Below are 22,113 nucleotides of genomic sequence, written 5' to 3'. Positions count from 1 at the left end.
CACAGGAGTCTTCGTGGCCAGACCGATTGGGCGTTTGGCTTTGATAAGAAAGTGAACGATCATCCAATTGACGCTCAACCATCTAGTTGTAAATGAAAAGCGATACCTTTGGATAGCCTCTACTTAAAGAATCCGAAGTGGAAGCCGGCGACTCCTGCGGGATAGCGAAGTGCCGAAATCCACTCGGGACGCCAGTTCCGAGTTAGTTCGGCGCGAGCCCGCGGAACGCGTCCGGCTGAAATGGAGGATTTGGAATATCGAAATTGTATGTTGATGTAGCTCTTATGAATAAAAATCCTTTTATCACAAGCTCAAACCCTCACTTCGCTATTTACTCCATAGTGTGACTTAAATAAATGTAATGTAATTCCAAAAAAAAGTGATGAAAGTATTTGAAAAATATTTGCATTCTCGAAATAATATGGTAAATTTAAGTTGTTACGCAATTGCAACAATTGTTGTAATTGCAAAAAAAGACCTGAGGGGGAAAAAGTTTGAAAAAGTTAAAATCACTTTCCGTGGTCACCATGACAGCAGTTATGGCATTGACGTCCGCGGGGTATGGCGTTGGAAACGTTTCAGCGGCAAACACGAGCCCGATCAACGTAGTGACATTGGATACGCAAAAACCGGCTGCTAACCTGCCGGCTAAATTTGTGAATCCGGAAAGTCCGAAAAAAGAAGTCCGCGTCATCATTGAACTTGAAAAAGCGCCGGCCATTGAAGAAGCTACGAAAAAAGGTGTTTTATATAAGAGTCTCCCTGAAACTCAGCGTGAGTCTTTGGAAAATGCAGTTGAAAGCAACCAGAAATCAGTACAGGCAAGCATTGCCCAAGTCGCACCTAAAATTACTTATCTAGAAAACTTCACGACCGTATTCAACGGCTTCTCTGCGACGGTAGAAGCAGGGCAAGTTGAAAAAATCGCCAACTTGAACGGCGTCAAAGCTGTTTACGAGTCAACTGAATACCAGCGTCCGGAAGTAAAACCTGAGATGAAGTATTCAAAAGAATTAGTACAGGCACAGCAAGTCTGGAATGATTACGGTTACACGGGTGAAGATATGGTCATCGGCGTCATCGATACCGGGATTGACCCGAGCCACAAAGACATGGTTTTGACAGATGACGCTACTGGCGCCATCACAAAATCAGAAGTTGATGGCCTTCTTGCAGATGAGTCCCTTGAAAACGGGAAATACTTCACAGCAAAAGTGCCATTCGGCTACAACTACATGGACGGCAACGATGAAATTCTGGATCTTGGACCGGAAGCATCAATGCACGGCATGCACGTTGCCGGAACAGTAGCGGCAAACGGCAATGAAGAAAACGGCGGCATCCAAGGAGTTGCACCAGAAGCGCAAGTCCTGGCACTGAAAGTATTCGGCAACGACCCGAAATACCCATCGACTTACGGCGATATTTACATCAAAGCAATCGATGATTCCATTAAATTGGGCGCTGACGTCATCAACATGTCCCTAGGTTCGACTGCAGGATTTGTAGATTCTTCAAACCCTGAACAAGAAGCAGTAGCACGCGCAACGGAAAACGGCATTTTGGTGTCGATTTCTGCAGGAAACTCGAACTTGTTCGGTTCCGGCTATGCCAACCCGTCTGCAGCCAACCAGGATTACGGCTTGACTGGATCTCCAAGTGTCTCTAAAGATTCGTTTGGCGTCGCTTCATTTGAAAACGACGTGATTACGGCGCTTAGCTTCGGTTATTCCATCGACGCGTCTCAACAACGCGGCTTGTACTTGTTGGCTAACGATGCAGATCCACGCGACTTGCCAGCAGCTTCCTATGAAGTAGTAGATGCCGGTTTAGGGACAGTAGCTGATTACGCTGGCAAAGACTTGACTGGAAAAGTAGCACTTGTTTCCCGCGGAGAAATCAACTTTGTTGAAAAAGGTAAAAACGCACAAGCTGCAGGCGCAGCAGCAGTAATCGTCTACAACAACACAACAGGCACAATCAGCATGGCTTCAGACCCTGCGATTAAGATTCCTTTCATGTCGGCTCTTCAATCAGACGGCTTGGCGATGAAAGCGGAACTTGCATCAGGTGACCCGGTAACTGTGTCATTTGATGGCCAATACTTGGAAACACAAAGCCCGACAGCCGGGAAAATGAGCGATTTCACGTCTTGGGGACCAACACCAAACCTTGATTTCAAACCGGAAATCACAGCTCCAGGCGGCAACATCTTCTCGACATTGAATGCTGACGAATACGGCTTAATGAGCGGTACGTCGATGGCAGCTCCTCACGTTTCAGGTGGTACGGCGCTTGTATTTGAACGTTTGAACGAACTTGGTTTTGAAGGCGAAGACCGCGTTCAATTCGCGAAAAACTTGATGATGAACACGGCAGATCCGGTTGAGTTAGAACCAGGCGAATACGTATCACCACGCCGCCAAGGTGCTGGCTTGATGCAATTGCATGATGCCCTTTCAACAGATGTAGTCGTGACGAACAAAGAAACAAATGAAGCGAAAGTGGCTTTGAAAGAAATCGGCAACACATTCTCATTCACATTGACGGCTGAGAACTTCGACAGTGAAGAGGCAGAATACAATTTGGACTTGAACGTCCTGGTTGACGAGCCGGCTGAAACGACAACAGGCGACTTAATCAATGCACCGAATGTTCTCGGTTCTTTGGACATCACGGATGATGTAACGGTCACTGCACCTGAAACCGTTACAGTTCCTGCAAACGGCACAGTCGACATCCCGGTAACGGTCACGATTCCGGAAGATGTGGATGCAGATCTTGACGATGTTTACGAAAACGGCTATTTTGTAGATGGTTTCGTTACATTGGATGACGACAACGAAGAAGTGACGAACAACCCGCGCTTGAACGTGCCGTTCTTCGGCTTTAACGGCGGCTGGGACGATGCCAATGTCATCGACAAAGTGGCATGGGACAAAGAGTCGTTCTACGGAATGACGCTGTTGGCGGATGAAAAAGGCAGCTTTATTGATGGCGGTACACATGAAAAAGACTTCGCACCTGAGAAATTCGCATTTTCTCCAAATGGTGACGGATCAAGAGACCAGGTCATCCCGGTTTACTCATTGCTCCGCAATGCGAAGCGTTTTGAAGTGAATGTATTGGATGCAGAAGGCAACAAACTGCGCACAATCCGTACAGGAAACGATTTCACAAAGCATTACTCTGCAACTTCACCAAACTTGCCGTACACGTTCACACCGCTTAACGCATGGGACGGAAAAGTGCTTGGCAAATTGGCGAAAGACGGCGACTACCAGATCCAGCTTCGCGCAGTCATCGACTACGAAGGCGCTGAATGGCAGACAGTTGAGTTCCCGGTCAAAATCGATACAGTGAAACCGCAAGCACAAGCGAGATACAACGCAGCAACAAAATCTGTTGACGTGGCAAGCTTCACGGACAATATCGCTACAGACCGCTGGGAAGTTTACTTGAACGGCGTAGCGATTTCGAACAATGCTGCAACTGCAGCAGTTGAATCGCTGTCTCCAGCCACAACAAGCTTTGCAGTAACACCGGAGCTGAAAAAAGGCGACGACTTGAAAGCAGTATTCTACGATACAGCTGGCAATAAAACAGAAGTGGCACTTTCTGTTGCAACACCTGAAACAACAGAACCGGTTATCTTCTTTGATTCACCGGGAGTTCTTTCTTTCCATAAAACAAACGAAGTTGTCGTATCCGGAACGGTTGAAGATGCTTCGAAAATCGTTTCACTGACAGTGAACGGCGAGAAAGCAACTGAGTTCGACGGTACGAAATTCAAGCACACAGTCAAATTGCCAGACGGTTCACAGCACGTTTCCGTTAAAGCGGTTGACGAGTTCGGCAACGAAATGGAACTTCGCCGCCAAGTATTGGTAGATACGAAACCGGCAACCATCACAGACGTGAAAGTTCCAAAAACAGTGAAGCATGACCAGAAAGAAGTGGAAGTTACGTTCAACGTAAAAGACAACTTCGATCAGATCTACGCTTACTTGTATGACAGCGAAGTATTCAGAAAAGAACTTTCTGAGCCATACGGAGCGAAATCATTCAACCAAGACATTACGTTCAAAGTTCCTGTTACGGAAGAAGGAGCGAACGAATACAAATTTGTGATCAAGGATGCAGCTGGGCACGAGACAGTGAAAACATTCACGATCACAAAAGAAGCAAAAGCAGTCGTAACGTTCTCTGATATCCAGAAGCACTGGGCTAAAAAGGAAATCGAAGAATTAGCATCACGCGGCATCATCCAAGGCCAAACAGACAAATTGTTTGCACCTGAAAACAAATTGACGCGTGAACAAATGGCTGTATTGCTTGTACGTGCACTTGATCTGCCGCTTGAAAACTACAAAGGCACATTTGCTGATGTAACGGCTAAGCATTGGGCACATAAAGAAATCGAAGCAGCAGCAAAAGCCGGCCTGATCAATGGTGTTGGCGGATCGAAATTCAATCCGAAAGCAAACATTTCCCGCCAGGATACAGCTGTAATGATGATCCGCACAATTGAGCACGAAAATGCGGATCTTCTAAAAGGCGTTGACGGCACGAACAACTTCAAAGATGCAGCAAAAACTGCTGATTATGCCAAGAAAGCTGTCGCTCAAGCTGCAGAACTGGGCTTGATCAACGGACGTTCAGGCAATATGTTTGAACCGACTGCAGAGATCAAACGCGCGGAAACGGCAGTTGTCCTTTACCGCGGCCTTGATAAGCTGGACCTATTGAAATAATGCTGCACCCAAAAACCGGGAATCCTTTCCCGGTTTTTTCTTTTTGCCCCGAACCCCTTCGAAGCGGAACTTTTCTGTGCGGCTTGCTATAATAAGAAAGAATTGTACAGAAGTTGTGCATGTGCCCGTCATATGTTCAAATTTCCTGTAACCAATCCCCGCCTTTTTCGTCTTATATAAATATTATCCAAAGAAGTGAGTTGAATTTATGGACAATCGCAGAGTACAGCGCAGCTCGGCTGCCAAAACCAAAAAACGTTTGTTGATTTCCGTCCTGTTCCTGATTTTGCTCGGGGCAGTCGCCGTCGGCAGCTATTTCCTTATTGCACAGCCGGGAAGCACTTCGTCGTCAACGGCCGGCACGCAACAAGAAAGCTTCGCCGGCAAAAGCTATTCCGGATTCCAGGCGAACCCCGTTGAAGCGCCTGCCGAACCGGCTCCGCCGGAAGGCACGGTGGAAGACCACCGGGAAGAAGCACCTGAAGAACCGGATGAAGAAGTCATTGTAGAAGAAGAACCTGTCGTGGTCACGCCGGAAGAGCCGGTTGAAGCGCCGGAAAAAGACCTGACCCTGATGATTGCCAATGCCAAGACGCATGTCTACACGCTGTATACGGACCTGGAGCAGGGCTCAGGCTTCTTGTTTAACGAACAAGGCGACGTCCTGACCAATGCCCATGTCGTCAAAGACGCGTCTTATGTGACGCTGAAAAACAGCGACGGCCAGGAATTCAACGGCCATGTCATCGGCATTTCGGAAACGGAAGACGTCGCACTTGTGCGCGTGAAGGAACTGGCCGGCAAAACGCCGATGCCAATGGCTTCTAAAGATCCGGAAATCGGCACAAAAGTCGTCGCCATCGGATCTCCGCAAGACCAGGCGAACACCGCAACGGAAGGTGAAGTCACCGCCACCGGCGCCAGCTTTTCCGACGCCTACGAATACACCAATATGATTGAAAGCACCGCGATCCTGAAAAAAGGTTCCAGCGGCGGCCCGTTGATCGACACCGAAAACGAACAAGTTCTCGGCATCAACTCGATCATCCTGGAAGACAGCCCGGAAACCGGCTACGCCCTTCCGATTTACAAAGTGCTGGACGAAGTGAACGCATGGATAGCCAATCCGATTGAGTACGACGACGAAGTTGTGCTGCCGGACGTCAAAGATGCTTACTTTGACAAAGAATTGCTCGGCACGTTCATCCAGTCGTACTATGAATTGATCCCGTACTCGCTGAACGAGCCGGAATTGACGTACTACCAGTCGTACCTGCTGCCGGGCAGTGCAGGGGAGACGGAAGGCATCAAGCGCGTAGAAGCGCGCACAGACGCCAATAAAGTCTATAACATCAATAAAGTCGACATCCTCAACGTAGAAATTGGCGATGAAGAGTCTACTGTCGAAGCAAAAGCTGAATACATGTACCACGACAAAGCGACCAACCAGACCTATACTGAAAGCGAAACGACAATTTACACCGTTGTCATCGATGAATTCGGCGATTACCAGATCAACAATATGGTCAGCGAATAAAACAGCATCAAAAAGAAGCCCTCTTCGTCCGCGAAGAGGGCTTTCTTATGTTCTCTATTTATATAGAAGAAAGTTGAAGTTGGCTGGTTGCTTTTCATCTGCGAAAAGCGCTTTTTCTTTTAGCCATCTTCTTTTATTTGCGTTCGACAGGATTTATTTGCGTTCGTAAGAATTTATTTGCGTTTAAAAGTTTTTATTTGCGCTTAGGAGTGTCTTATTTGCGTTCAACAATATTCGACAGATAAAAAAAACCGCCTAAACAAAAAAACACTCCAGCCAAGCGGCTGGAGTGCTTCATTATCTAAATTAGTTTACGCGTTTGTAGCTGTGGAATTTCTTGCCCCAGTATGGGTCGTTGACGCTTTTCACTTCAGCTTTAGAACCGCCGGCATGGACGAATTGGCCGTTGCCGATGTAGATCCCAACGTGTGAGATTCCAGCTTTATAAGTGTTTGCGAAGAAGATCAAATCTCCAGGTACCGGTGAACTTACTGTAGTTGACTGTGCAAACTGAGTGCCAGTTGTGCGTGAAATCGATTTGCCAGCTTTTTTGAATGCATATTGTGTGAATCCGCTGCAGTCAAATCCGCTAGTCGTCGTGCCGCCGAATTTGTAAGGAATGCCTTTAAGGGCAAGTGCTGCTGAAACAACGGCAGAGTTAGAAGCTGAGTTAGACGCTTTTACAACTTTAGCAGATGTAGATGTCAAAAGTGTGCTTAAGATCCAGCCTGTTTTAGAACCGGCTTTTACTTTGTACCAAGTTTGTGAACCGACTTTTTTCTGGTGGGTAGCCGTAACTTTTGTGCCTTTTTTAGCAAGTGTTACAACTTTGTATTTAGTGCCAGCATCCACGCGGATGTTGGAATTGTATTTTGTTTTGAAAGTGCCGGATTTAGCAGTCGCTTTTGCTGCTGCAACTGGCTCAACTTCCTGAGTAGTTGTTTGTTCTGTATGAGAAGATTCGATCACCGATGTAGTTTCTGTATTTGAGTTAAATGCTGCCTGTGCATCAACAGCTGAGTTAGTAAATATCAATGAACTAGCTGCGAAAAGAGTGAAGACTAATTTTTTCATTGTTTTTCTCCTAACATTTTTTGTTATCCCTGAATAGGATTAAAGTTTGTTTTTCAATCTGTTACTTACTATAAAGGGAGAGCATATTAATAACAACGTCAATTCGATTGCAGTTATATTACAAATGTATAACAAAAATATTTCTGGAGAATAAACCCAGTAACAGCAAGGGTTTCGGGTGGAAGGCCAAATTCGAAAAAAGGTTTAAAAATATGAAAAACGGGTTTTATTTTTCGTTTTAATGCATTTTCTAGTCGTATAATGACGATTTATGTCAAAAAAAGACCCTAAAATTTTTACTAAAAGCTTGAAATTTATTTGAAGGAAAAAGTGGAAAAGTGATAAAACATGCAAAAAAGTTATACGGATGATTAAATATTAAGAATACTTTATTTCCATAAAAAGTAATTAATAAGATTTCTGCATTTTCTAAAATAATTAATAAATAAAACAAAAAGATATCTTTAATTTGAAAATTCTACATTAGTATAACGAAGGCTTTTTGTTGGTACAACACCTGAATAGTAAGGCGATGCTGCGTCTCTTTGACAAAAGGGTCCGGATAAACTACCCTTTAATTATTCAGAATATTCCATTTAAAATTGACCGGAGGAGGAAGGACGCGATGATTAAAATTTTGGCGATTGACGGGGGCGGCGTGCGCGGCATCATTCCGGCCATTGTGCTGGCGGAAATTGAAAAGCGCACAGGCAAGCCAATCTGCGAACTGTTCGATTTGATCTCCGGAACTTCAGCCGGCGGCATTCTTGCGCTTGGCCTGGTGGTGCCGGAACAGCATAAGTCGGATAGTCTCGTACCTCGGTACACGGCGAAGCAGCTGGCGGAGCTGATCAAAAAAGACGCCCATATCATTTTCGATAAATCGATTCTGTACCGGATTCCCGGAGGGCGCTATGTCTATAGAAGATATCCGGATGACGGCATTGAGTTTGTGCTGGAAAAATACTTTCGCGATGCCATGATTTCGGATGCGCTGACGGATGTCCTCATTCCGGCGTATGAAATCGAGAAGCGCAATCCGGAATTTTTCAAGAGTGCCAAAGTGACGTCCGAGCACCCGACGCAGATTGACGTGTTGATGAAAGACGTAGCACGGGCGACTTCCGCGGCCCCGACCTATTTTACGCCGGAAAAAATCGAAACTCTGCCCGAATTGGCGTTTATCGACGGCGGCGTCTATGCCAACAATCCGGCGATGTGCGCATATGCCGAAGCGCGGGCCATCTTCCAGGAGGAAACGGATTTTCTCGTCGTGTCGCTCGGCACCGGGGAAGCCAATGCGCCCATTCCATACGAAGAAGCGGTCAATTGGGGGCATATCGGCTGGTCGCGGCGCATGCTGAACATCATGATGGACGGCAACTCCGATTCGGTCGACTACCAGCTGCGGCAAATCGTCACGCCAAGAAACGGCGAAGCCCGCTATTACCGTTTTCAGGCGGAACTGGGAGAAGACACAGAGCACATCGACAATTCCGACGCCTTTAATATGGAGAAACTCGAAGCACTCGGCATCGGCATCATCCGCGACAAAGCCAATCAAGCAAAACTTGAGATATTATGTGAGCAATTGCTGAGATAGTATATATAGAAGAAAGGCGTTCGCAGGAAATGTGCGAATGCTTTTTTGTGGAATTCAAAATGTGCTTGTTGGCCATGGCGGTCGTAACTCGAGAGGGAGAGGTCGTAATTCACACACGGGAGGTCGTAACTCACTTGCCAACGGTTGTAATTCACTTATAAAAGGTCGTAACCTAGTCATCCAAGACCATATCCCACCCTATTCTTCAAAATGAACTTGCTGGTCTTGGGCGTCGTAACTCGGGAAGGAGAGGTCGTAATTCACATCCAAGAGGTCGTAACTCATGCGCCAATGGTCGTAACTCACCCACAAAAGGCCGTAACCCACTCCTTCCCCCAAACCCCCAACCCCAATTACATGCTTTTCGCCCGGGCGAAAAGCGACAAACCCAAACCCCAATTAAGTTCTTTGGAAGTTTCACTTCCTTTCTTTCTGGGGAATGCTATCATTAAACGCAACTGAACGATGGGGCAGGGGGAATTTTGGAATGGCAAAGCGATACGATTACATGGACTGGCTGCGCGTGATTTCGATTTTCGTCGTGGTCGGCATCCATGTGTGCTCGAAAATCATCAATACCGGCTCGCCGGCAGACTGGGAATGGCAGTTTGCCAATGCCATCGACTCGGCTCTCCGCTGGTGCGTCCCGGTCTTTTTCATGTTGAGCGGCGCCCTGCTCCTAACGCGGCGCCCCGATGAACCGGTAGGGGAATTCCTGAAAAGGCGGCTGGCAAAAGCGCTCATTCCGCTTGTTTTCTGGAGTGCGGTCTACACGGCCTACAATGTCTACGAACTCGGAGAATCCTACACCTGGCAGGAAATGATCATCTTGTTTCTCAGCGACGACGTCTATTACCATTTGTGGTTCATGTACGTCATCATCGGCCTGTATTTGATGGCGCCGTTTTTACGGATCCTTGTGCATCACATGACGCAGAAAACTTTCTTGTACTTCCTGGTGTTCTGGTTCATCTTTTCCGGACTCTTGCCGTTTGCCCCGAAATACTTCGATTTTGAACCGGCAATTACCGCCGGCCTGTTCGAACCGTATATCGGCTATTTTATGCTGGGAGCGTACCTGTTCTATTACCCAATCCCGAAAAATCGGCTGCCGCTTTTAGCCGTGTTGGCCCTCGCTGGCTACCTGATCACTGTGTTCGGGACATCGAGCCTGACCACGCAGCAAGGTGAACTTGACGAATTCTACTACGAGCATTACCGGCCCAATACGCTCGCCATCACATTGTTTGTCTATGCCGGCTTTCGGCACCTCGCCGGGAAAATCGGCCGCAACCTATGGATCACCCGCCTGAGCAACGCGACGCTCGGCATTTACATCATCCATCCGCTGCTCCAGGTGTACTTGAATAAATTCTTCAATATCAATGAAAACACAGGAAGCGTGCTGATCGGCCTGCCGCTGACCTGGCTCATCCTGTTCTTCCTGTCGTTCCTCATCATCCGGTTGCTGCAGAAGATTCCAGTGGTCCGGCAAATCGTACCGTAAACCGTTCGCCCTAACAGGTGAACGGTTTTTCGCTGCCCGCATAAAATAAAATCCAATTCCGCAAGATATTTTACCCCCATATATGAATAACTATGGTAAATTAAAGTTATCAATAAATTATGAATATTCGTTTATTTTTACTATTATTTTAAAGGAGGAAAAATCTTGAAGAACCGGCAGGCCTTATTCATGTTCCTGTTAATCGCCGTCCTGGTATTCAGTTCGATGGCGTTCGGCACATCCCGAACCGCCACTGCCCAAAATGCCAGCGTCCCGGATCCGAACAGACCCGCCACCGTCCCGGAAGAATTGCTGAAGCCCGCGCAGCCGAAGAAAGAAGTGCGCATCATCGTGGAACTCGACAAAGCACCGGCCATTGAAAGCGCCACGGAAAAAGGCATTTTGTACAACGAACTGCCGAATGCCACAAAAGACAACCTGGAAGCAGCCGTCGCAGCCAATCAGAAAACCGTAAAAGCAGCTGTCACGAAAGCCGCCCCAACGATTCAGTACGAGCAAAGCTTTACAACGGTCTTTAACGGCTTTTCTGCGGTAGTCCCGGCAGGCGCAGTAGAAAAAATCGCCGAGCAAAAAGGTGTGAAAGCCGTATACGAAGCGACCGAATACCTGCGCCCGGAACCGAAGCCCGAGATGAAGTATTCGAAAGAACTCGTCCAGGCCCAGCGCGTCTGGAATGATTACGGCTTTAAAGGGGAAGGGATGGTCGTCGGCGTCATCGACACCGGCATCGACCCCGGCCACAAAGACATGGTTCTCACTGACAACGCCACCGGTGAAATCACCAAAGCGGAAGTGGATGCACTGCGTGCGGACAGTTCGCTGCAAGGCGGAGGGTTCTTCACCGCCAAAGTACCGTTCGGCTTCAACTATTTCGACGCCAATAACGAAATCCGCGACCTTGGTCCGAATGCATCGATGCACGGCATGCACGTCGCCGGAACTGTCGGCGCCAACGGCAATGAAGAAAACGGCGGCATCCGCGGCGTCGCACCCGAAACGCAGCTCTTAGCCCTGAAAGTGTTCGGCAACGACCCGTCCTATAACTCGACATACGGCGACATCTACATCAAAGCGATGGACGATGCCATCAAACTTGGAGCCGACGTCATCAACATGTCGCTCGGTGCGACAGCCGGTTTCGTTGATTCGACCGACCCTGAGCAGCAGGCAGTGGAACGCGCCACCAATAACGGCATACTCGTTTCCATTTCTGCCGGGAACTCGAACCTGTTCGGCTCGGGGCATTTCAATCCGTTTGCAGAAAATCCGGACTATGGGCTGACCGGTTCCCCGAGCGTCTCGCCGGATTCACTCGGTGTGGCATCGTTTGAAAACGACGTCATCACCGCCCAAAGCTTCGCTTACCGCATTGCAAACGGGGAAGCAGAGCGCGGCATTTATTTCCTGGGCAATAACGCCGATCCGGTCGATTTGCCGCAGGACACGTATCCAGTGATGGATGCCGGACTCGGGACGCCTGCCGACTTTGCAGGAAAAGACTTTAGCGGCAAAGTGGCGCTCGTTGCCCGGGGCACGATTCCGTTCACTGAGAAAGGCTTGAATGCCCAAAAAGCGGGAGCGGTCGCAGTCATCATCTACAACAACACGACCGGCACCCTATCGATGCAAAGCGATCCGGCCATCACGATTCCGTATATGTCGACGCTGCAATCGGTCGGCCTCGCCATGAAAGCGGGACTTGATGCCGGACAGCCGGTAACGGTGACCTTTGATGGCCAGTATTTCGATGCGCCGAGTGAAACCGCCGGCAAAATGAGCGACTTCACGTCCTGGGGACCGACGCCGAACCTCGATTTCAAACCGGAAGTTACGGCACCCGGCGGCAACATCTTCTCGACGCTGAACGGCGATAAATACGGTCTCATGAGCGGTACGTCAATGGCCGCGCCGCATGTCTCCGGCGGGGCAGCACTTTTGTTTGAACGCATCGAAGACCTGAACCTGACCGGCCGCGACCGCGTCGATTACGCGAAAAACCTGATGACGAATACGGCGAACCCCGTTGTATTCGCGGAAGGCCAGTTTGTATCGCCGCGCCGCCAAGGGGCAGGGCTCATGCAGCTGCATGATGCCTTATCCACACGCGTCATGGTGACGAATAAAATCAGCGGCCTCGGAACAGTGGCCTTAAAAGAAATCAACAATCAGTTCACAATGACATTGACCGCCGATAACTTGTCCGACCAGCCGGCCGAATTCAAAGTTGCCGTCAATGTCCAAGTCGACGCCGTGACCAATGCCAACGGCAAAGTTGTGACAGCGCCGAATACTACCGGCTCTTTGAACATTACAGAAGACGCTGAAATCACCGCACCGGAAACCGTCACCGTACCGGCGAACGGCAGCGTCGACATTCCGGTCACCGTCAATATCTCCGGAGCAACAGAACAGCTCGAAAGCAACTTCCCGAACGGCTATTTTGTCGACGGCTTTGTCACCCTCACCGATGAAAGGGAAGACGTCACCGGCAACACGATGCTCGTCGTGCCGTACTTCGGCTTTAACGGTGACTGGGACGACGCCCCGATCTTTGACCGCTTCGCTTGGGAAGCAAACACATTCTACGGCCGCACGCTTTTGGTTGACCCGGCTGGCAACATCCTGAACGGCAATAGCCATTCGACCGGCTACCAGCCGGAGCGATTCGCCTTCTCGCCAAACGGCGACGGCGTGCAGGATGCCGTCATTCCGGTGTTCTCGCTGCTCCGGAACGCCAAGCAACTGGAAGTGAATATCTTAAGCGAGTCCGGAGAAAAACTGCGGACGATCCGCACCGATCAGGAACTGCCGAAAAACTTCTCCGCGACTGCACCGAATATGCCGTATGTGCTGAACCCGGCCTACGCCTGGGACGGCAACATCTTAGGGAAAAAAGCGGCGGACGGCAACTACCGCATCCAGCTGCGCGCCGTTATTGATTATGATGAGGCAGAATGGCAAGCAATCGACTTCCCAATCATCGTCGATACCGTGAAACCAGATGCAACCGCGACATTCAGCGCCGAAACGAAAACGGTCCAAGTCGCAAGCTTTACCGACAATACCGCGGCGGACCGCTGGGAAGTGTTCTTGAACGGCACCGAACTGACCGAAAATGCGACAACGCCGGCCAACGAATCACTGGCACCAAGCACAACCAGCTACACCGTCACCGCTGAACTGAAGGCAACCGACAAACTGACCGCCGTGTTCTACGACGTGGCGGGCAATAAAACCGAAGTGGCGCTCGCAGTTACGGCAACACCGGCGCCCGTAGCCGATGAAACCGAACCGGTCATCTTCATCGATACGCCAGCCGTCCTGTCCATCCATAAAACGAAAGCCGTCGAAGTGACGGGACGCGTAGAAGACGCCTCCAAAGTCACGTCACTTACCGTCAATGGACAAACCCCGAGAGAATTCAACGGCTCGGTGTTCAAACACACGGTCACATTCGAAGACGGCTCCCGGCACATCACCGTGAAAGCCGTCGATGAAGCCGGCAACGACTTGGAAATTCGCCGTCAAATCTTTGTCGACACGGTCGGTCCAACTATCGAGCTGATTGACGTGCCGACGAGCATACCCGCCGGAAGCGATGAAGCGGAAATCACGTTCCGGGTGAAAGACAACTTCGACCAGATCCGGGTCTACCTGATCGACAGCGAAATCTACCACCACCCGATCAGCCGGAACGATCAAGTCGCGTTCGATGAAACCATCACCGAAACAATCCAAGTTCCGGACGACGGGGCGAATAACTTCACACTCGTCGCAGAAGACCTTGCGGGCCACCGGACGCCGATCAACTTCACGATTACAAAACAAGCACCATGAATCAACAGAGCGGAGAAAAGAATCCTTTTCTCCGCTTTTTTTATTGCTCCGAATAAAGCCACGACCTTATCTACAAATTTTCCTGACAAAAATGGTAATTATTTATCGTAAAGACGTCCGTTAGCAAAAAAACGTGCTAAAATCTAACTATCTGATATTTCAGATTACTACATAACGCAAACCGAAGGAGGCAGTTGATTTTGGAGAAACAGACGTTTTGGAAAGTTTTCAGCACATTGCTCGCACTTGTCCTAGTGTTGTCCTTGTTATTCCCGTTCCCATCATCCAGCTACGCGAAAGACACAGGGCTGCTTAAACCGGCGCTAAATGAAAGCCAGTTCCAAATCCGCTCGGCGATCGCCGAACAGACGAAACTGCTGCAAGGAGGGCCGAAGCTCCATAAAGACCTGGAAGGCCTGCCGGCAGACAAAACCGTCAACGTCATCGTCCATTTGTCGGAGCGCCCTGTTGCACTTGAGCAAGGTGTCCAGGCAGCGCAAGGAAAAGGCTTTTCCGCCGCACAGGTAGGCGAAGCGAAAGCGGCAGTCCTCGCCCAGCAGGCATCGGTGAAAGGAGCGATCCAAGCGCAGAAGCTGTCGGTCACCCAAGGCTTTTCCTACAACACCGTCTTGAACGGCTTTTCGGCAACGGTGAAAGCCGGTGAATTGAAAAAGCTGCTCGCCATTCAAGGCGTCACATTGATCGAACCGGACGTCCACATCAACACCATTCCGGAAACGCCGACAGAGCTGCCAGCGACAGCCGCCTTCAACACGAGCACATCGTTCCTTGGCGTTGAACGCTTATGGGCGGAAGGGCTCGACGGCGAAGGCATCAAAATTGCGGTGCTCGATACCGGCATCGACCCGGACCACCCGGAATTCAAAGGCATCTACAAAGGCGGCCGGAATTTCGTCCCGAATTCATCCAAATACGCGAAACCGCGGGCAAAAGATGACGCTTCCGAAACGAAGCCGTCCGAACGGCCAAAATCCACCCCAGAGAAAAATGAAGTCGGCATGAGCTTTGCGACCACGCACGGCACGCACGTCGCAGGCATCATTGCCGCTACTGGCGCCAACGATTTCGGCTTTAAAGGCATCGCGCCGAAAGTCGACTTGTATGCGTACCGCGTGCTCGGCGCCTATACCGGCGGCGAATTCTCAAGCATCCTCGCCGGCATCGAAGAAGCGGTCATCCAGGACATGGACATCATCAATTTGTCGCTCGGCTCTTTTAACGCATCTGAAGCGGACGCCATGGCATTCGCCTTGAACAACGCCATGCTCGGCGGCACGATTGCCGTATCCGCTGCCGGCAACAACGGCCTGTTCCGCGGCTCGATCGGCACACCCGCAACGTCGCGGCTCGGCATTGCCGTCGGAAACTCGACTCTGCCGGAAACGCATTACAGCGGCACGGTCAACGCCACTGTCGGCACCTATAAACTCGCCAAAACCCACAATATGATGGCGACGACCTTGGAACAAGACCCAGCCGTACAATTGAAAGGCACATTTGAACTTGCAGCCGTTCCGGGCGCCGGTGCCGCCGCTGACTACAAAGGCCTGGAGGTCGAAGGAAAAGTCGTCGTCGTGGCGCGCGGTGAAATTCCGTTCCCGGATAAAATCAAAGAGGCAAAAAAACAAGGCGCAAAAGCGGTGCTGATCCACAACATCCGGAACGCCTTTGAAGGCGAAGGGCCGATGGGCGTCTACTTCGGCGATCTGTTCGACTTTATCCCGGCATTTGATCTGTCCCGCGCAGACGGCGAAGCGCTGCGCCTGGCACTTGCCAAGGAAAAAGGGACAGTCACGTTCGGCGATATCAAAACAACCCAAACGGCAGGGGATGATATCGCTGAAAGCAGTTCAAGCGGACCGTCAACGCCGAACTTCGACATCAAACCGGACGTCGTGGCACCCGGCATGAACATCCTGTCGGTGAAACCGATGTATAAAACCGATTTTCCGAATGCCGACTACACAGAAGCCTACTTCCGGGAATCCGGCACTTCGATGTCGGCACCGCACATCACGGGCATCGCAGCGCTAATCAAACAAGCGCATCCGGACTGGACGCCGTTTGACATCAAAGTGGCGCTGTCGAACACAGCGAAAGTGCTCGATCCCGCGAAATACGATGTCTTTGCACAAGGCGCAGGACGCGTCCAAGCCTATAACGCTGCCCATCCGGAAGCGCTCGCGTATTCCCAGGACAAAGCCGTGCAAAACCAAAGCGGCACCCAAGTGGACAACCTGAAAGGCACCGTGACATTCGGTCCGCAGCCAATCCGGGAAAAGAACATCTCCGCCACCAAGAAAATCCTGGTGAAAGACATCACCGGCAAAGGCGGCGACTACAAAGTGGCGATCGACGTGAAGAAAAATGCGGGGAACGCCAAACTCACCGTCGACAAACCGGCGTTCACCTTATCGAAACAGCAGGAGCTGATTCTGACCTTGACGGCTCCGAAAAACGCCGCTGCCGCTTACGGCGATGAGATCATCGGCTGGATCCGCATCTCCAACGGCACGACGACAATGTCCTTGCCGTTCGCAGCGGACCTCAGCGGCGAATTCCTGACCGAACTCCAGACGCCGCAAATGAGCGAACTGGATTTGTCGTTTGACGGCGACGGCTTTAACGACAAAGCGGAGTACACGTTCAATTTGACCGGTGCTTTAGCAAAAAACTCGCTTGAAATCTGGGACATCATGAACCCGAGAAGCGGCGGCTTTGAAGATGGCTATATCGGCTATATCCATTCCGCCGATTCCTTAAAAGCCGGCAAGATCACCATCCCGATCACCGGCAAATACCGCCCGTGGACCGGCGCACCGGAAACGACCATCCCGGACGGCATGTACTCGTTCGACTTCCTGGGCACGCCGGCATCCGCCATCCCGCCGTTCGTCGGCGCCAATGTGTTCCCGGTATTCGTCAAATCGACCGACCCGGTGATCATTGCAGCCCGCGATGGCAATCAACTCAGCGGCAAAGTGGAGGACAAGTATCTTATCTACAACACCGAACTCACAAAATACGGCCTGCAGTTTGACCTCAACGCGAAACTGAACGCCTCGTATGTGGTAACGCATAGCGACGGGGAACAGGAAGCCGTGCCGTTCGGCCTGGAACAAGACGGCACATTCAGCGTGGAACTGGAAGAGTTCAACGCTGAAGAAGAGACTTTAACCATCATCGTCACCGACGCAGCCGGCAATAAAGGCGAAGCAAAAGTCTCACAATCCAAATAAATACACGAGAAGTATCCGAAAAGGCATTCCAAAGCGAATGCCTTTTTCTTATCCAACAGCCCCTTAAGCCCCAACCGCCAGCCTCAACTCGTCCGCAAAGAACTTTTCCACTTCTAATTTCCGCCATCAAAGGTAAAAATGATAGATATTTACTAAAAAATCTAAATAATAATAATTCAGAAAGCGCATACATTTCCGCATTTTTGAAGCGTATAATAAGTCCCGTAGCCTAAACATCCGAAGAGGAGATGGAACAATGACCATTTACAACAAAGCGGCAATAACTTTGGCAGCGCTTGTTTTAACAGCAAGCAGCTTGTCGGCAGTGCCAGCAGAGGCAGCAAATGACACCAGCGCCAAAGCGGTGCAGCAAAACAAAGGGCAGGAAAAGAAACAAGTGTCGCTGCGCATTCTCGGAACATCCGATTTGCACACGAACTTCGTCAACTACGATTATTACCAGGATAAAATCTCCAACAGCCTGGGACTCGCCAAAACAGGCGTCCTCATTGAACAGGCCCGCAAAGAAAGCCAAAACACGTTACTATTCGACAACGGCGACTTGATCCAAGGCACGCCGCTCGGCAGCTATTCGGCGAATGTCGATCCATTGGAAGAAGGCGAAAAGCACCCGGCCTATTCCGCGCTTGAGGCACTCGACTTTGACGGCACGACGCTCGGCAACCACGAATTCAACTACGGCCTCGATTATTTGGATGAAGTGATGGACGATGCCGAATTCCCGGTATTGAACGCCAACGTCTACGACGCGAAAACAAAGAAAAACCGCTTCACCCCCTATGAAATCATCGACAAAGAAGTCGTCGACGGCCGCGGCAAAAAAGTCACCGTCCAAGTCGGCGTCATTGGCGTTGTGGCTCCGCACATCATGAAATGGGACCGCGCCAACCTTGAAGGCAAAGTCTATGCAGAAGATGCGGTTCAAACCGTAGAAAAATTCCTGCCGAAAATGGAAAAAGACGGCGCTGACATCGTCGTCGTTCTTTCGCACTCCGGCATGGGGGACGCGGTACATGAAGTCGGTGAAGAAGACATCACGTATCAATTGACAAAACTAAAAGGCGTCGATGCCATCATCACCGGGCATAACCACCAGACTTTCCCGGGCGCTTACAAAGACCTGCCAAACGTTGACCAGGAACAAGGCACGATCAACGGTACACCGGTCGTCATGCCAGGCAAGTTCGGCAGCCACTTGGGCGTTATTGACCTTCAACTGGCACCGCACGGCCAGGACTGGAACGTTATCAAAGAAAAAGCAGCACTCCGTGAAATCGATAAAAACACAAACGAAGTGTCTGAAGAAGTGGTAGAAGCGGTAAAAGAAGCGCACGAAGCAACGATTGAGTACGTCCGCCAGCCGGTAGCTGAAACGACGGCTCCGATCAACTCGTACTTCTCGCTTGTGAAAGACGATCCATCTGTCCAAATCGTCAACAACGCACAAACCTGGTACGTGAAGAACAAAGTAGCCGGCACAGCAAACGCTGACCTGCCGCTCCTGTCAGCAGCAGCTCCGTTTAAAGCAGGTACACGCGGCGACAGCAACTACTACACGAACATCGAAAAAGGCACAGTGGCGATCAAAAATGTGGCTGACTTGTATGTCTTTGACAACACCGTCTTCGCCTTGAAAATGAAAGGCGCTGACGTAAAAGAATGGCTCGAAATGTCTGCAGGGCAGTTCCTGCAAGTGGGCCCATCCGCAACCGGCGAACAGCCGTTGATCGATACTGAGTACCGCACATATAACTTTGACGTCATTGACGGCGTCGAATACGAAATCGACGTGACGCAGCCGGCGAAATACGATAATGACGGCAAAGTGGTTGACGCTTCAGCCAGCCGCATCAAAAACTTGACGTTCAACGGCGCACCGATCGATTTGAACCAGGAATTCCTGGTCGCTACAAACAACTACCGCGCAAGCGGCTCGTTCCCGGGCGTAGTCAACGCAACAGAAAAGCTTGATTTCGCTTACGAAAACCGCCAAGCAATCATCGATTACATGGTAGAAGAAAAGACCATCAACCCAACAGCCGACGGCAACTGGGATTTCGCTCCGGTCACGGGCGATTTGAATACCACATTCGAATCGTCACCGGCAGCCCAAAACTTGATTCCGGCTGACAGCGGCATCACCTACATCGGTGCCGGCACAGACGGATTCGCCAAATACGGCATCGACTTGAAATAAGAGTAAAAAGACATTTGCATATACGCAGATGTCTTTTTCTTATGGCTTGTAATTCACCCCTCATTCGTCGCAACTCTATACATCCCCCAAAACCACTATATTATAGAAGAAACTCATTCAATTCATCCTTCAAAATCCGCAAAAAAGCCAGCAGTACGAACGGCTGGCCCATCAAAACCCCTTATTTCATATAAACCCGCCGAGTTGACTCGCCGTGCGAAGCCAATTTCATTCTCTATAAAAATTCCCTAAACCCAAAAGACTAGCTTTCACACATTCGGGTATACAAAAACTAACAAATCCGACTAGGGGGTAGCCGCTATGTTCTGTTCCAAATGCGGATGCATGAATAGCGTAACGACCAAAAACTGCCTCAACTGCGGCCAGCCACTGGATCGAACCACCCGGATCAAAAAACACAAAAGACGCCAGCGTCTGAACTTCTTTGTCGTCGCCATTCTCTTTCTCGGAACAGGATTCGGCTCAGCCCGGATTTTCCAAGAGCCTATAAGTGAACAACCGAACGTACCGGTAGAAAAAGCAGTCGCCACCCAGCCTCAAACGAATCCGCCACTAGAACAAACCGTCACAGAAACCACCACACCGCCACAAGACACCGAAGCTTCAAACGAAGACGGCACCAAACCCAAAACTAACATCATCAAGGAAACCCAGCAAAAAGTATTCACGATTAAAACCGATACCGCCTACGGTTCCGGCTTCCTATTTACCGACACCGGCACCGTTGTGACGAGCGCCCATCTGATTATCGGCACCATTGAAGTTTCCGTACGCACAACCGACGGAGTCGAGAAACCCGGCAAAGTCATCGGCATCTCGGAAACTTACGACATCGCACTTATCCAAGTTGATGCCTTTGCCGGCATCGCACCGCTTGAAGTGGAAACGAATCCAACCGAAGTCGGAACAGAAGTCATCGCACTCGGCAGCCCGTCCGGCTTGGAAAACACTGCGGCCATTGGCTATTTGACCGGCACTGACCGCGACTTTGAACATCAGTTCCTGTACAAGGACATGTACCAGATCGATGCCCAGATTGCTCCGGGCTCAAGCGGCGGCCCGCTCATTGACGCCCATTCCGGAAAAGTCATCGGCATCAACGCGCTTCTTTTAAATGAAGGAAATGCCATCGGCTTCTCCATTCCAATGTATTCGATGATGGAATTGCTAAACGGCTGGGCAGCGGAACCAATGACCGAAAGGGAAGTGGAAGACGTCTATGATACATACGACGGCTTCGGCTAATCAAAATAAACCCAAAAAAAGACGCTCCCAAAAGGAAGCGTCTTTTGCATATTTCTTATTTAAGCCCAGCGGCTTTTTTCATCAACGCGTTGCGGCGTTGTTTTTTCGTGTTTTCATACTCGTTGATCACGGATTTTACGTGAGACTCAGCAAGGCCATTGGCTTTCAAGTCTCTCTTCATCACGCCAATCACGCCGTAGAAAGCAGCATCCATTTGGCTTTCAAGCTTCGAAGCAGCACCAGTATATTTATTGTAGTAGTAAGCGTAGTTTGGTGAAGAATCTGCCAAGTATTCTTTCTTCGCCACATTGACCAATCCATCGATTCTGTCATTCGCAGTATCTTCAAGACGAGTTAACGAAGTTTCATAACGAGCTTTGATCTGAGTAACGGTTACACGTTCCTTACCATTGTTAGATCCATTATTGCCGTTGTTTCCACCATTGTTGTTTCCATTGTTTGAACCACCGTTGCCATTGTTCGAACCGTTATTGCCGTTGTTTCCGTTGTTAGTACCTTTGTTGCCATTTGAAGCATTGCCATTATTCAAATCGCTGTTTCCGTTGGAAGATTTCCCTTCAGTAGAAGCGCCTGCAGTCTGGCTGTTTGTAGAAGCGGCAGCAGTTTGAACTGTTCCGCTAGTGCTGTTGGAAGCTGTTGTGGAAGCATTCGTCGAAGCAGTTGCATCTTCAGTCGTATCCGCTTCTTTATCTTCTTCCTTGTCTTCGTCTTTCTCTTCTGTCACATTGCCTTCTTCATCGACAACAATCTTCGAATCGTCCGGCAAGTCGACTTCGATTTTCTCTTCCGTCACTTTATCCACTTCTTTATCCGCTGTTTCGTATTCCTTGAATTCAAAAGCGTAAACCAGGTAACCTGCGACCGCCAACAATACAACAGTCAAGCCGAGTGTTATTTGTTTCCAATACTTTTTCACATTACATTCCTCCTGAATAAAATCCTACTTTTTACATTATCATATCTTTATTACATGCAGTACACTTTTTTTAAAGCTAAATAAAAATTTACAAAAGAC

Annotated in this window: 10 protein-coding genes; 8 read left to right on the top strand and 2 right to left on the bottom strand. The window is 49.7% G+C overall.

Annotation, left to right across the window (positions count from 1 at the left end; all coding sequences use genetic code 11):
* The first annotated feature begins 494 nt into the window (after positions 1-494).
* Positions 495-4,754: a S8 family serine peptidase gene (locus tag HU147_RS12695; protein WP_224076603.1), complete on the top strand. Its 4,260-nt coding sequence runs from the start codon at positions 495-497 to the stop codon at positions 4,752-4,754.
* 208 nt (positions 4,755-4,962) lie between these two features.
* Positions 4,963-6,291, top strand: coding sequence for a trypsin-like peptidase domain-containing protein (locus tag HU147_RS12690; RefSeq protein ID WP_224076602.1), 1,329 nt, complete (start codon positions 4,963-4,965; stop codon positions 6,289-6,291).
* Positions 6,292-6,597: 306 nt separating this feature from the next.
* On the opposite strand, the gene HU147_RS12685 is transcribed toward HU147_RS12690, so the two are convergent.
* On the bottom strand, positions 6,598-7,365 hold the full coding sequence (locus HU147_RS12685; RefSeq protein WP_224076601.1) for a C40 family peptidase: 768 nt from the start codon (positions 7,363-7,365) through the stop codon (positions 6,598-6,600).
* A 625-nt stretch (positions 7,366-7,990) separates the two neighbouring features.
* Here HU147_RS12685 and HU147_RS12680 point away from each other — a divergent pair.
* The 6 genes from HU147_RS12680 (at position 7,991) to HU147_RS12655 (ending at position 21,077) form a co-directional block, all read left to right on the top strand.
* Positions 7,991-8,968 carry a patatin-like phospholipase family protein gene (locus HU147_RS12680; RefSeq protein WP_224076600.1) on the top strand — a complete coding sequence of 326 codons (978 nt, stop codon included), beginning with the start codon at positions 7,991-7,993 and terminating at the stop codon, positions 8,966-8,968.
* 487 nt (positions 8,969-9,455) lie between these two features.
* Positions 9,456-10,475 carry an acyltransferase gene (locus HU147_RS12675; protein WP_224076599.1) on the top strand — a complete coding sequence of 340 codons (1,020 nt, stop codon included), beginning with the start codon at positions 9,456-9,458 and terminating at the stop codon, positions 10,473-10,475.
* Positions 10,476-10,640: 165 nt separating this feature from the next.
* Complete coding sequence (locus HU147_RS12670) at positions 10,641-14,333, top strand: S8 family serine peptidase (protein WP_224076598.1); 3,693 nt, start codon at positions 10,641-10,643, stop codon at positions 14,331-14,333.
* 200 nt (positions 14,334-14,533) lie between these two features.
* Positions 14,534-17,593, top strand: a complete 3,060-nt coding sequence (locus tag HU147_RS12665) for a S8 family serine peptidase (protein ID WP_224076597.1) — start codon at positions 14,534-14,536, stop codon at positions 17,591-17,593.
* A 256-nt stretch (positions 17,594-17,849) separates the two neighbouring features.
* Positions 17,850-19,811: a bifunctional 2',3'-cyclic-nucleotide 2'-phosphodiesterase/3'-nucleotidase gene (locus HU147_RS12660; protein ID WP_224076596.1), complete on the top strand. Its 1,962-nt coding sequence runs from the start codon at positions 17,850-17,852 to the stop codon at positions 19,809-19,811.
* Positions 19,812-20,132: 321 nt separating this feature from the next.
* Positions 20,133-21,077 (top strand): trypsin-like peptidase domain-containing protein, encoded by a 945-nt coding sequence (locus tag HU147_RS12655; protein ID WP_224076595.1) that lies wholly within the window; start codon positions 20,133-20,135, stop codon positions 21,075-21,077.
* A 55-nt stretch (positions 21,078-21,132) separates the two neighbouring features.
* On the opposite strand, the gene HU147_RS12650 is transcribed toward HU147_RS12655, so the two are convergent.
* Positions 21,133-22,014: a hypothetical protein gene (locus HU147_RS12650; protein ID WP_224076594.1), complete on the bottom strand. Its 882-nt coding sequence runs from the start codon at positions 22,012-22,014 to the stop codon at positions 21,133-21,135.
* Positions 22,015-22,113 lie beyond the last annotated feature (99 nt).

It is taken from the genome of Planococcus chinensis (assembly GCF_020071995.1).
Lineage (GTDB): Bacteria > Bacillota > Bacilli > Bacillales_A > Planococcaceae > Planococcus > Planococcus chinensis_A.
This window is presented reverse-complemented; position numbering and strand designations above follow the sequence as displayed.